At 31.5% G+C, this 12960-nt stretch carries 12 protein-coding genes; 6 read left to right on the top strand and 6 right to left on the bottom strand.

Going from position 1 to position 12960, the window contains the following annotated elements; genetic code table 11:
• Positions 1 to 67: 67 nt before the first annotated feature.
• A complete protein-coding gene (locus O9267_RS10725) occupies positions 68 to 244 on the bottom strand; it encodes a DUF5522 domain-containing protein (RefSeq protein ID WP_298179202.1) in 177 nt (58 codons plus the stop codon).
• A 28-nt stretch (positions 245 to 272) separates the two neighbouring features.
• Between O9267_RS10725 and O9267_RS10720 the strand changes: the two genes are divergently transcribed.
• Positions 273 to 608, top strand: coding sequence for a hypothetical protein (locus O9267_RS10720; RefSeq protein WP_298179199.1), 336 nt, complete (start codon positions 273 to 275; stop codon positions 606 to 608).
• On the opposite strand, the gene O9267_RS10715 is transcribed toward O9267_RS10720, so the two are convergent.
• Entirely contained in the window at positions 601 to 2451 is a 1851-nt protein-coding gene (locus O9267_RS10715; RefSeq protein WP_298179197.1) for a tail fiber domain-containing protein, read from the bottom strand. The two genes, O9267_RS10720 and O9267_RS10715, sit on opposite strands and share 8 nt — an antisense overlap.
• A 681-nt stretch (positions 2452 to 3132) precedes the next feature.
• Between O9267_RS10715 and O9267_RS10710 the strand changes: the two genes are divergently transcribed.
• The 5 genes from O9267_RS10710 (at position 3133) to O9267_RS10690 (ending at position 9850) form a co-directional block, all read left to right on the top strand.
• Complete coding sequence (locus O9267_RS10710; protein ID WP_298179196.1) at positions 3133 to 5010, top strand: T9SS type A sorting domain-containing protein; 1878 nt, start codon at positions 3133 to 3135, stop codon at positions 5008 to 5010.
• 60 nt (positions 5011 to 5070) lie between these two features.
• Positions 5071 to 5976 (top strand): pyridoxal-phosphate dependent enzyme, encoded by a 906-nt coding sequence (locus O9267_RS10705; RefSeq protein WP_298179193.1) that lies wholly within the window; start codon positions 5071 to 5073, stop codon positions 5974 to 5976.
• The gene (locus O9267_RS10700) at positions 5969 to 7105 is read left to right on the top strand and encodes a glucosaminidase domain-containing protein (protein WP_298179191.1); all 1137 of its coding nucleotides are present in this window, start codon (positions 5969 to 5971) and stop codon (positions 7103 to 7105) included. The genes O9267_RS10705 and O9267_RS10700 overlap by 8 nt, the downstream gene beginning before the upstream one ends.
• A 2-nt stretch (positions 7106 to 7107) precedes the next feature.
• Positions 7108 to 8394 carry a glutamate-1-semialdehyde 2,1-aminomutase gene (hemL, locus tag O9267_RS10695; protein ID WP_298179189.1) on the top strand — a complete coding sequence of 429 codons (1287 nt, stop codon included), beginning with the start codon at positions 7108 to 7110 and terminating at the stop codon, positions 8392 to 8394.
• 178 nt (positions 8395 to 8572) lie between these two features.
• Complete coding sequence (locus O9267_RS10690) at positions 8573 to 9850, top strand: replication-associated recombination protein A (RefSeq protein ID WP_298179186.1); 1278 nt, start codon at positions 8573 to 8575, stop codon at positions 9848 to 9850.
• Between the two features lie 14 nt (positions 9851 to 9864).
• Here O9267_RS10690 and O9267_RS10685 read toward each other — a convergent pair whose 3' ends face one another.
• Genes O9267_RS10685 through O9267_RS10670 form a run of 4 tightly spaced genes read right to left on the bottom strand, consistent with a single transcriptional unit; the run spans position 9865 to position 12959 of the window.
• Positions 9865 to 10590, bottom strand: a complete 726-nt coding sequence (locus tag O9267_RS10685; protein WP_298179183.1) for a hypothetical protein — start codon at positions 10588 to 10590, stop codon at positions 9865 to 9867.
• Position 10591: 1 nt separating this feature from the next.
• Entirely contained in the window at positions 10592 to 11281 is a 690-nt protein-coding gene (locus O9267_RS10680) for a YjjG family noncanonical pyrimidine nucleotidase (RefSeq protein WP_298179181.1), read from the bottom strand.
• Positions 11282 to 11764, bottom strand: a complete 483-nt coding sequence (locus O9267_RS10675) for a hypothetical protein (protein WP_298179178.1) — start codon at positions 11762 to 11764, stop codon at positions 11282 to 11284.
• A complete protein-coding gene (locus O9267_RS10670; protein WP_298179175.1) occupies positions 11757 to 12959 on the bottom strand; it encodes an FtsX-like permease family protein in 1203 nt (400 codons plus the stop codon). The genes O9267_RS10675 and O9267_RS10670 overlap by 8 nt, the downstream gene beginning before the upstream one ends.
• Position 12960 lies beyond the last annotated feature (1 nt).

The following is a 12960-nucleotide window of genomic DNA, read 5'->3' as shown; positions in this document are numbered from 1 at the left end:
TGGTTTATAGTTTGTTGTTGTATATTATATATTGTATTTTTTACTGAATACTGCGACTGAATACTGCTTACTTTTTTATTGTTCCAGTTTTTTTATCAAATCCATATGGACAATGTCGACATCCGCTTTTGCAGCAGTACCCTCTTTTTAAGTGATATTTTTCTGTAAAACATCGATAACCTTCTGGTGTTAAGTAAAAATCTTCACCTTCGATTAATTTATTTTCATTTTTATCTTCAAACATAAGCACAAATTTAGCAACTTTGCATCATATGATTCTAATTGTTTTCAAATATTTAACGCCAAGAGGTTTTAGAGGATTGACTTTTTTTCCTTTTGTTTTTTTAACAGATAAGGATGATAAGTTGAATACCGTCTTTATAAATCATGAAAAAATTCATATTAGACAACAATTAGAATTGTTAATTTTACCCTTTTACATTTGGTATTTGACAGAATATTTATTTCGATTGATTCAATATAAAGACAGAAAGAAAGCTTACTTCAATATTTCATTTGAAAGAGAAGCTTATGCAAATGAAAAAGACCTTAACTATTTAAAGAAAAGGTCTTTTTGGAATTTTTTAAAATATTCTTATTTTAATTGAAAACAACTTTCATCGAGTCAACCTTTTTTGAATCAACAACCAAATTCAAAACATATACACCTTTAATAAAATTATCTTTGAAGATTTTTTTATTAATATCTTTTCCTTTTTCTTGAACAATTAATTTATTTACAAGATTACCATTGAAATCCATCAATTGAAGACTTACATTTCTATCTTGCTCATTTACATCTATTGCAACATTTAAAATATCACTTGTAGGATTAGGGAATACTGAATTTATCTTTGAAACATTAAACTTTGTTTCTGAAATATTATAAGATGTTTCGTTTTTCTCATCAATTAACTGAGTAAGTTTATCAATCTGAATTTGTTGATCTTTAATTGATTCTACCAAATAAGGGATTAATTCCATATAATTAACCGCTTTTTCACCAGTATCACTTGTTACAACAAGATGAGGAAATATCTTTTCTAAATCTTGGGCTAAAAATCCACTATGCAAATTATCGTCAAATTCAATATCTTCATTTGCATTTTTGTTCCACAAATAGGTTTTTCCTTCTACTTTAAGAATACTCTCCAAAGCATTATCAATTGAATTTATGTCTTTTTTGTATCTTTTATCAGAAGTTGCTAAGTAAGCTAAAGATCTCGTATAACCATTTACTACTAATTTATAGTTTCCGGAGCTTTGAAAACTTCCAAGCATTGTACCAGAAGGAGAAGCCGTCCAACTAAAAAAAGCGTTTGATTGTGAACCTGTTCCTATTCCGACACTAGCAGAATTGTCAAAAATTTGACTACATTTTAAACCATTTGCTCCATCAGATTTTGCTAAAAAACTACTATTACAGGCTGATGTAAAGGCAGCACCTTGTATATCATCAACTAAAATAACATCACCGTCTCTATTAACTGTTAAAACTTGCTTATCTGATGTTGATGTTTGATTATAATTATCATTTTTCAAATTAGTAAATCTCAATCCAGATGGTGTAGCACTAGTCTCATCACTTTTTATTTCTAATTTATTTTGCGGTTTATCAGTTCCAATACCAATCATAGCACTTGCAGAAGTCATATCATCTGAACTAGAAATACCATTAAGATTACTTCCGTAAATTAAATTACCAATATTCAACAAATTATTTAATTGACTACTTGAATTTTGCCCAACAATATAATGCCCTAAAAGAATATTATTTGATCCCGAAATTGCAGTATTTTGATTACCAATTGTAATATTATTATTACCTGTAGTGTTCAAATAGCCTGTATTATGTCCTAAACCAATATTAAATTGTCCGGTATTTTCAGCTCCGTTATAAGACATATATCCAACTATTGTATTAAAGAAAGTGTGAGGTGAACCTAACAAACTATAATTACCTATAACAGTATTATAAGAACCATAATCTGCATTTTGCATTATTGAATGACCAACTAAAACATTGTTGTTATCATTTATACATTTCTTCATTACTCCATTACCTATTCCAATATTAAAATCAGATGAAATGGAGCTTTTCATAGACTCAGCTCCTATGGCTAAATTAGCGTTTCCAAACTCAACATCATATAACGCTTTGTACCCTAACGCAACGTTTGAGCTTCCGCCTTTTAAATTATACAATGCCTTAGAACCGAATGCACAATTATAAAATCCTGCTGGAGGTGTAATAAATGTTTTATCTCCAAAAGAAGTGTTAAACTCGCTAATCAAGCCCGAATTAAAGTTATTCCTTTTAAACTTGACATCAAAATTATTATAGGTTCCTAAATAATTCTCTACACCAGAAACAACGTTTGAAGGTTGTGTTACTTGTGCAAAAAAACTACAAGAATAGAGAAAAACGAATGGTAGGTAAATCTTTTTCATAATTACAACATTTTTATTAATAATCCTTGATTTTGGTTAGACAACAGCATTAATTATCTGGTCGAAAAACAGTTACAATACTGTTAATCGAATTTTATTTCCTTCGAACTTGACAATTTAACTTTAATTTTTTTTACTATATATACATAGAAATCTACTGTACACTAAAAAAAAAATTAGGCAATAACTTACAAAATTAAGAAAGCAATTATCTCAATTCAAAATTTAATTATTTTCTTTTTTCTTATAAATAGTTAATTGACTAACCAACAATTATTTTAAATATATCAAATTGTAGAACACTTTTTATTTAAAACTTTTATCTCTTAAAAACATTTTAAAATTAATTAAAAATCCCTTAAATGCAATAATTAATCGTTGAAATACGTCTTTTTTAACATTTTGAAGTCTTATTCTTATATTATTTCGTAATTTTTTTATTCAAAATAAGAATCCATTAAACATACAAGTAAGCACATTAAGATTAAAAAAGAAATGAAAAAAAGGATTAAAATTAGTTGAAATTTTTAGCTTATTGGTATTAATCTATATACTAACTCTTAAATAGTTAAATAAAAAAATTCACCAAAATATATGTTTATTTTGTTTTTTGATTATTTTTGTAAACTATTTTAAACACAAATCTAAATACCAATAATAAAAAAGTAACCGATTATTCTTATGAGAAAATTATACTTTATAATTGCATTTGTATCCTACTCAGTTTTTGCACAAACAAGCATAACTTTTACTGGAACATCTTATATGTATGTTAAAGATAGATTTGTTTTTGTTAAAAACGGAATAGATCTAAGAGCCAATACAAACTTGTATTTAAGAAACGAAGCCCAATTGCTTCAAGGTAGAGTCGGAACATCGCAAAATGCCGGCTCTGGAAAATTATCAGTTTTTCAAGAGGGAACTTCAGGCGAGTATTCATACAATTATTGGTGTTCTCCTGTAGGTAATACATTATTAGCTTCGGGTAACGAAACATTTGGTATTACTTTATTAAATCAACCTGTAAACAATATTACATCGACTCCAGTAGCTACAATTTCAGCACCAAATTATAATGGAACAGCAAATCCGCTTACAATTGCTGATTATTGGATTTGGAAATACAATACGGGTTTAAACTATTCTGATTGGGATTTTGTTGGAAGTACCACTAGTCTAGGTGCAGGAGAAGGATTTTCAATGAAAGGAACTGGAGGAGATGATACTGCAAACACACTAGCGATAGGAGAAGCCACTGCCAACAATCCAAGCAGTGCAGATGCACAACGATATGATTTTAGAGGAAGAGCTTATGATGGTGACATTACAATTCCTGTTCTTGCCGGAAATGAAACATTAACAGGAAACCCTTATCCATCAGCAATTGATTTAAAAGCGTTTTTATCAGATGTTGCAAACTCTGCTTGTACTGGCATTGCCTATTTTTGGGAGCAAGACAAAACGGTTCTTTCACATTATTTAGCTGATTACAAAGGTGGTTATGGTGCATATTCTCCTCTTGGAGGTGCAATAATTTCTCCTTATGGGAATATGGGTGTATATACTCCCGCAACATTTTATAATTATACAGGTAGTGGTTCAACCATACCAGTAGTAGTTGGTTCTGGCTCAACCTACCAAAGAAGATTTTGCCCTATTGGACAAGGTTTTCAAATTAAAGGTGCTACAAATGGTACAGTAACTATGAAAGATTCATATAGAGTCTATCAAAAAGAAGGCGCTACTAATTATTCACAATTTGAAAGAACAACTTCTTCAATCTCTGATAAAACAGTAAACGATACTAATACTGCTGGTTTTTTACCCGAAATACCATCTGTTTCTGGCTTTGATTACACAACCGTAAGCACGGCACAAGTTCCACAAATGCGTTTTAATGGAATGATAAATAATTTAGGCGTTAGACAAACAACGCTTGTACTTATGCCAGGTGCCTCTGACGGTCCAGAACATGCAATGGAGGCAGAATCGGTAGATGGATATAATAAAGATTATTACTTTTATTTGGGTGATAACAAGCAATACCTAATAAATGTTATTGAATTTGATATAAACAAAAAAATTCCTCTTGGTTTTAAAAACAACGAAACTACAAATTTCAAATTAACGTTAAATGAAATGATTAATTTTGAAACTCCAAATGTATATGTTCATGACAAAATAAATGACACATATACAGATATTGTAAATGGATTGTTTGAGGTTAATCTTCCTGCTGGCGTTAACAATAGTCAATATGAAATAACTTTTACAAATTCGACATTGGCTATAAATAATAATGCTATTTCTAACTTCACAGTTTTCCAAAACAATGATAAAGAATTATTAAACATAGCGAATCCAAACAAAATTGAAATCAACAATATAGTATTATATGATGTAGTTGGAAAAGTTATTTTTGACAAAAAAGAAACTTCATCAAAAGATACTTATCAATTCTCAACTTCAACCTATAGTGATGGTGTTTACATTGTAAAAATTATTTCTAAAGACAATAAAGAGTTTTCTCAAAAAGTAATTATTTCAAATACAAAATAATTCAGAAATTAAACTATAAACTAAGCAGTCTTCGGGCTGCTTTTTTATTAGAACAAGTTTATGAAATCGGAAAATCAATACATTCAACTTGATAATTCAACTATAACTTTAGCTATTAAACGCGAAGACTTATTACATCCTCATATTTCTGGAAACAAATACAGAAAACTTAAATATAACTTAATACAAGCCAAAGAAGAGAATAAAGACACCCTTTTAACATTTGGAGGTGCTTTTTCAAATCACATTGCTGCTCTTGCTTACGCTGGAAAATTACATAATTTCAAAACCATTGGTGTTATTCGTGGAGATGAACTTGAATCGAAAACAAACGAAAACCCAACGCTGAAATTTGCTCAAGAATGCGGTATGAAATTCAAATTTGAAACTCGAGAAAATTATAAAATCAAAGACAATCCTGATTACATAAATAATCTTCACGACGAATTTGGAGATTTTTATCTTATTCCAGAAGGCGGCACCAATGAATTAGCAATTAAAGGCTGTTTGGAAATTTTAAATGAAGATGATACAGACTTCGATTTCATCTGTTGTGCCATTGGATCCAGCGGAACAATTTCTGGAATAATCAAAAGTGCCAAAACTAATCAAACAATTTTAGGATTTCCATCGCTAAAAGGCACGTTTTTTGATAAAGAAATTCATAAATTTGCACCAAATTATTCCAATTGGAAAATAATTAGCGACTATCATTTTGAAGGTTACGGAAAAGTTACTCCAAAATTGGTTGATTTTTTAAATAAATTTTATTCAAAACACAGAATTCCGTTAGACCCAATTTATACTGGAAAGATGGTTTTTGGCGTTATAGATTTAATAAAGAAAAATTATTTTCCTGAAAATTCCAAAATACTAGTCATTCATACTGGTGGGTTACAAGGAATTGAAGGAATGAATTTAAAATTAAAAACAAAGAATTTGCCTCAAATTGAATCTTATGATTAAAAAGATTGTATTTATTTTCATTTCAATACTACTTGTTGCTTGCGGTAGCACAAAATCTGTTGTAAGAACCAAGATAGATGCTAAAAAAACGACTGATCCAAAAAAAGTTTTAGTTTATAGCAAACCTGTAAAAAAAGCAACTAATCCAGCAACAAAGACAGCATCTTCAAAAACAACTACAGCATCGAAATCAACAGTGAGTAAACCAACTGTTCCTGCTAAAAACACAACTGCAACTCCAAAAACAGAGATTGCAAAAAACACTGCAAACAATACAAAACCTTCTATTGAAACCAAACCAGTAGTCCGAAAAACTACTGAAACACAAAAGCCTACAACAAACGAAGTCGCAACTACTAAACTTAGCGATGAAGATAATTTGATATTAGAAATAATAGAAAAGGCACGTTCAAAAAAAGAAAATGAAGAAAACAAACCTCATTATGTAAAAACAGAAGTGTTAGAAGCAACATCTAAAGTAAAAGTTACAACACAAATGGTTCAAGATTACATAAACAAGTATAAAACCATCGCCAAAAGTAATATGGCAAACTTCGGAATTCCATCAAGTATAATTTTAGCACAAGGAATCTTAGAATCAGGAACAGGAAAAGGTTCACTAAGCCTTTTAGCCAATAATCACTTCGGAATAAAATGCAAATCAGAATGGACAGGACCATCCGTTTTCTTTGACGATGATGAAGAACAAGAATGTTTTAGAAAATATGAAAGTGGTGACGAGTCTTATACCGATCATGCAGTTTTCCTAACAAGTCGACCTTATTATGTTCCTCTTTTTGAACTTGAAAAAGACGATTACAAAGGTTGGGCTTATGGACTAAAAAAAGCAGGCTATGCAACCGATGTAAACTATCCAACAAAACTTATTGGCATTATTGAAAAATATAATTTACAAAACTATGATGCCGAAGTTTTAGGAAAAATGATTTTTCAGCCACCTAAACAAGAAGTAGCAACATCAAGCAACGGTTTTACATACCAAGTCAATCCTGGCGATACTTTGTATTCCATTTCAAAAAAATTAAATGTTCCTGTAAAAGTTATTATTGAAAAGAATAATATTCAAAACAACAGTCTTACAATCGGACAAAATCTTATTATCGATTAATCATGTTATACCAAAGAAGTAGTCAGCTTTTTATCGAAGCCGAAAAAGTAATTCCAGGTGGCGTAAATTCTCCTGTTAGAGCATTCAAATCTGTAGGCGGAACTCCTATTTTTGTCAAAAGTGCTAAAGGTGCTTATCTATTTGACGAAGACGGAAATAAACTTATAGATTACATCAATTCTTGGGGACCAATGATTTTAGGCCATGCTCACCAACCTGTTGTAGATGCCATAACCGAAAAAGCCAAACTAGGAACTTCTTTCGGAATGCCAACTGCTCTAGAAACTGAAATTGCCGCCTTAGCCGTTAGTATGGTTCCTAACATCGATAAAATACGATTTGTAAATTCAGGAACAGAAGCTTGTATGAGTGCCATTCGTCTAGCTCGTGGATTTACAAAAAGAGATAAAATCATCAAATTTGCAGGTTGCTATCACGGTCATTCCGATTCGTTTCTTATTCAAGCAGGAAGCGGCGCCATCACTTTTGGAAGTCCAAATAGTCCTGGTGTAACTTCTGGAACTGCCAAAGATACTCTACTAGCTAATTATAACGATATACAAAGCGTAAAAGCCTTAATCGAAGCTAACAAAAACGAAATCGCAGCCATAATCATTGAACCTGTTGCTGGAAACATGGGTTGCATTCCACCACAAAAAGGATTTTTAGAAGCACTACGTGTTTTGTGCGACGAAAACCAAATTTTGCTAATTTTTGACGAAGTTATGACTGGTTTCCGTTTGGCAAAAGGTGGTGTTCAAGAACTATTCAACATCAAAGCCGATATCGTAACTTTCGGAAAAGTAATTGGTGGCGGGTTGCCTGTTGGTGCATTTGCCGCTCGTGCTGAAATCATGAACTACCTTGCTCCTATTGGCCCTGTTTACCAAGCTGGAACGCTATCAGGAAATCCTCTTGCAATGGCGGCTGGTTTAGCAATGTTGACCGAATTAAATGAAAACCCTACCATTTTTGAAAGCCTAGAAAAGAAAACCGATTATCTAGAAAACGGCATTCATAATGTGCTAACCGAAGCTCAAATCGACTTTACCATAAACCGAGTTGGCTCCATGATTTCTGTTCACTTCGACAAAAATCCCGTTATCGATTTCGCTACAGCTAAAAACGGCGACAACGAAACCTTCAAGAAATTTTTCCACGGATTGCTTCAAGAAGGCATTTATATTGCACCATCAGCTTACGAAACTTGGTTTATCACAGAAGCACTGACTTACGAAGATTTAGATTTTACCATCGAAGCCATTAGAAAAGTAGCAAAGAATTTATAGTTTTTTTTAGAAGCTAATCCTGCTGTACGCTATATCTTTATCTTTTTAAAGAAAAAAGATAAAGGATGCCGCTTCCATCAGGGCTAGGAGTTCACGGTGAAAATGAACTTGTAATTTTTCAATCAAAAATCTTCCTCCATTTCAAAAAAATTATTCCAAAAAGTGTAATTTTACCAGCATGGAAGCACCATTAGCAGAACGCATTCGTCCACAAAAATTAGAGGATTATATCAGTCAACTTCACCTAGTTGGACCAAGTGGTTCGCTTACACAACAAATTGCTCGTGGCATTATTCCATCCATGATATTTTGGGGTTCACCTGGAACAGGCAAAACAACTTTGGCACAAATTATCGCCAAACAAAGCAATCGCCCTTTTTATGAACTAAGTGCTATCAACAGTGGCGTAAAAGACATTCGCGATGTAATAGAAAAAGCCAAACAAAGCGGCGGATTGTTCACAGCTAAAAACCCAATTTTGTTTATCGATGAAATTCATCGGTTTAGCAAGTCACAACAAGATTCGCTTTTGGCAGCAGTTGAAAAAGGTTGGGTAACGCTGATTGGTGCCACAACCGAAAACCCAAGTTTTGAAGTAATTCCGGCATTATTATCGCGTTGTCAGGTTTATATTCTCAATCCGTTTTCTAAAGAAGATTTACTTTCTCTTTTAAATCGCGCCATGAAAGAAGACAAAATCATGGCTTCCAAAAAAATAAAACTCAAAGAAACCGAAGCGTTGCATAGACTTTCAGGCGGTGATGGTAGAAAATTATTAAACATTTTTGAATTAGTGGTTAATGCAAGTCCCGAAGGTCAAATCACAATTACCAATGATAAGGTTCTTGAACTAGTTCAGCAAAACACCGTTTTATACGACAAAACAGGTGAACAACATTACGATATTGTCTCGGCTTTTATAAAATCTATAAGAGGAAGTGACCCAAACGGTGCAGTCTATTGGCTCGCCAGAATGATAGAAGGCGGCGAAGATGTAAAATTCATAGCAAGAAGAATGCTAATTTTATCGAGTGAAGATATAGGAAATGCAAATCCAACGGCTTTTATTATGGCAAATAATACGTTTCAAGCGGTTTCTACAATTGGCTATCCCGAAAGTCGCATTATTTTAAGTCAATGTGCAGTTTATTTAGCAACTTCTGCCAAAAGTAATGCAAGTTATATGGCGATTGGTGAAGCACAAGCGAAAGTAAAACAAACTGGAGATTTGCCAGTTCCAATTCATTTGAGAAATGCACCAACCAAATTGATGAAAGAATTAGGTTATGGTGACGAGTACCAATATTCGCACAACTACACCAACAACTTTAGCGAACAAGAATATTTACCAGATGCAATTCAAGAAACTAAATTCTATGAACCTGGAAATAACGCTCGAGAAAATGAATTACGCAAGTTTTTGCAAAATCGTTGGAAAGATAAATATGACTATTAGTTAGAAGTCATTTTCTACAATTTAACCTCAACTTTTTCAGATAGTAATTTTTCATTTTGATAATATTCAAAAAACCATTCGTTATTTTTTGAAATCAAAACACCTTGCAAATTTCCTTTAGCGGCTAAGTATAAATCTTTTACTGAAGTTTTATATATTTTGTAAATCACTTTTGGTTCAGCATTTATCAACTGAAAACCATTAGTTATAGGTTGTGCAAAAAGTTGACTTGAAACCAAATTTTCAGAATTTAGCGATTGATTTTGAACTTCAATTTTCGTTTCTTGAACAACTTTATTTTCTTCGACCACTTTGTCGCCAGCATATTTATACTGAATCGTTTTCATCGAATTAAAAGCTTCACGTAAAGCCAAATTATAGGCAGTCTTATATTCTTTTTCCTTATTAGAACCTTCTTTAGAAGTAAATAAAACTTTCCCTTTACAATCTTTCAATACAACGGTCAGCTTTGTTGAAAACATATTGTTATTTTCTAAAACATCAAAATAAATTTTGTTACAATTATTTTCAAAAAAATCATTTGGCGCTTCGTCATTATCAAAATAGGTTTCAAAACCAAATTGTTGCATGTACATTTTAGAAAGCAAATTCAAATTGTATTGATTTTTTTCTTTCAAAAAAGAAAATTTTGCAGGAACCAAAACATATTTATATTGATTCAAATCTTGAGCAAAACCTATCGAGGTAACTAACAATAGCAAAAATGTAATTTTCTTCATTTTAAAAAATATTTTTTAGTTCAATTAATTGATTTATTTGTTTAATCTCGTTAGAAACTTCTTTTTTAGTTTCATTAAAATAAATAGCTTCCATACCATACTCTAATGCTCCACGAACATCAGCATCAATACAATCTCCAATCATTACAGATTTTTCTTTGCTTGTTTTGGCCGCTTTTACAGCGTATTCAAAAATTGTAGGATGCGGTTTTTTCACACCAGCCATTTCTGAATTGGTAACAGAAATAAAATATTCAGCAATACCAGCATTTTTCAATTTTTTATATTGAACTTCGGCAAAACCATTTGTGATAATGTGAAGTTTATAATTGGGATTCAAGTATTCTAAAACCTCAATAGCACCATCAAAAAGAATATTATTTTCTGGCAAAAAAGTAATATAATCAACAGCCATTTGATAAATTACATCATCAGAAATTGAATAACTCAAAGCATCAAAAGAATCTTTCAATCGTTTGTAGCGTAATTCGTCATGAGAAATTTTATCGACTTGGTACAATTTCCAACAAGCTTGATTTATTGGTGCATAAATTTCAACAAATTGTTTTGTATCAATTTGCGGATGATTTTCTCTAAAAATTCTATCAAAAGCTAATTCAGAATTTCGGTCAAAATCCCAAAGCGTGTGGTCTAAATCAAAGAAAATGTCGGTAATTTTTTCTTGTAACATTTAATTTCCTTTAACGATTACAACATCATCAATATTATAAATCCAATCATCGGCGTTGTCTTCATTATATCTAAAAACACCTTGAACTGTAACATATTGATCCGTTTTTAATTTTGGAAGATTCCCTTTAAATTTCAATCCTGCAATGGTTTCTGGACCTGCTTTTCCACAAAAGAAACAGGATGCAAAAACATTTTTACTTATCGCATAATTTTTGCTATCTATAGGAACAATAAAACCTTTGATAACCACTTTTTTGTTGGCTAATTTTTTAAGATTGTCATTCACAACTGGAAATGAAATTTCACCGTAGGTTGGATGCTTTTTAGAAACAAATCGAATAACCGAAAGTTGTTTCCAAGTAAGCGTGTCTTGCAAAAATGTATTGTTTTCATTTTTCATTTGAGGTTTTGTTTCAAACGAAAAACTCATTGCAACAAATGCAACTACTACCGAAAACAAAATTTTATAACGATTAAGCATTGGCTAATGTTTTTGAAATATTTAATCTATAAGCTTTAATCGCTGGAATTAACGCCGCAATTATACCTACAAAGATAGTCACTAAAAATAAAATTACTTCTTTATTCCAAACAATTTCAAAAGGATTAAATGCCATTTTAAAATCATCTTGAGCAGAATTAGAAATAAAACTTATGGCAATTCTACCAAAAATCGTTCCGAAAAGAAAACCAACAACTACCAAAAATAAACTTTCTATAACTAATAAAAATAGTAGTTGCATTCGGCTTGCACCGTTTATTCGTATCAAAGCAAACTCATATTTTCTTTCTTTCAATCTATTGTAAAGCGCAATAAAAATGGATATTCCCGAAATTAGCATAATAGCATATGCCAAATATTCTAGTGCTTTTAGTCCAACTCCAAATAAACTAAAAATTCTATTGACTTCAATTGCTGGTGAAGCTACTTGCATTTTAGTATTTTGAGCAATAATTCTTGGCCAAGTTACAATTCCCATTTTGTTACGAAACTTCAACAAAACAGCAGTAATTTCCATATTTGGTTCGTCAATAGTCATTTCGTGATGACTTTCTTCTTCGTGTATTTCATGCATTTGCCAAACACTTGGAATGTTGCACAAAATTAAATTATCAATAACTTTTCCCGTTGGCGAAGCAATTCCGGTCACGATATAATTGAATTCTTCGTGCTTCTCACCTTCTTTTGCACTACCGTGAGAACCATTAAATTTTGTTCCTATTTTTAAATTTAATTTCTTTGCTATTTCACTTCCAACAACAACTTCAAAGTTTTTTGAAAACAATTTTCCTTCCGAAATTTTGGCTTGGTACTTTTCTAAATAATCCGAATTGGTGCCTAAAATTTTGTACCCTAAATAATTATCACCAAAAGCCAACGGAATTGCTTTCTCTACAAATGGATGTTTCATCCAAACTTTTGCCGAATCATAACTTATATTTCCCGTTGGATTATCGATATGATAAACCGACGAAAGTATCAATTGCATTGGACTTCCTTGTGCGCCTAAAACCAAATCGACACCATCAATATTACTTGAAAATTTTTCTTCAAATTGTTTTTGCAACAAAATCAAAACCGTAATAATGGCAACACTTGAAGCTAACAAAACAATACTCAAAACTGTATTTAACGGTTTGAACCACAAATTTTTCCAAGCTAATTTTGCAATCATT

Source organism: Flavobacterium sp. (assembly GCF_027531705.1).
Classification (GTDB): Bacteria; Bacteroidota; Bacteroidia; order Flavobacteriales; family Flavobacteriaceae; genus Flavobacterium.
This window is presented reverse-complemented; position numbering and strand designations above follow the sequence as displayed.

Coding starts and splice junctions, on each gene's coding strand:
- O9267_RS10675 (WP_298179178.1), bottom strand. CDS start 11,764: ATGCTTAATCGTTATAAAATTTTGTTTTCGGTAGTAGTTGCATTTGTT.
- O9267_RS10725 (WP_298179202.1), bottom strand. CDS start 244: ATGTTTGAAGATAAAAATGAAAATAAATTAATCGAAGGTGAAGATTTT.
- O9267_RS10715 (WP_298179197.1), bottom strand. CDS start 2,451: ATGAAAAAGATTTACCTACCATTCGTTTTTCTCTATTCTTGTAGTTTT.
- O9267_RS10670 (WP_298179175.1), bottom strand. CDS start 12,959: ATGATTGCAAAATTAGCTTGGAAAAATTTGTGGTTCAAACCGTTAAAT.
- hemL (WP_298179189.1), top strand. CDS start 7,108: ATGTTATACCAAAGAAGTAGTCAGCTTTTTATCGAAGCCGAAAAAGTA.
- O9267_RS10685 (WP_298179183.1), bottom strand. CDS start 10,590: ATGAAGAAAATTACATTTTTGCTATTGTTAGTTACCTCGATAGGTTTT.
- O9267_RS10680 (WP_298179181.1), bottom strand. CDS start 11,281: ATGTTACAAGAAAAAATTACCGACATTTTCTTTGATTTAGACCACACG.
- O9267_RS10705 (WP_298179193.1), top strand. CDS start 5,071: ATGAAATCGGAAAATCAATACATTCAACTTGATAATTCAACTATAACT.
- O9267_RS10710 (WP_298179196.1), top strand. CDS start 3,133: ATGAGAAAATTATACTTTATAATTGCATTTGTATCCTACTCAGTTTTT.
- O9267_RS10700 (WP_298179191.1), top strand. CDS start 5,969: ATGATTAAAAAGATTGTATTTATTTTCATTTCAATACTACTTGTTGCT.
- O9267_RS10690 (WP_298179186.1), top strand. CDS start 8,573: ATGGAAGCACCATTAGCAGAACGCATTCGTCCACAAAAATTAGAGGAT.
- O9267_RS10720 (WP_298179199.1), top strand. CDS start 273: ATGATTCTAATTGTTTTCAAATATTTAACGCCAAGAGGTTTTAGAGGA.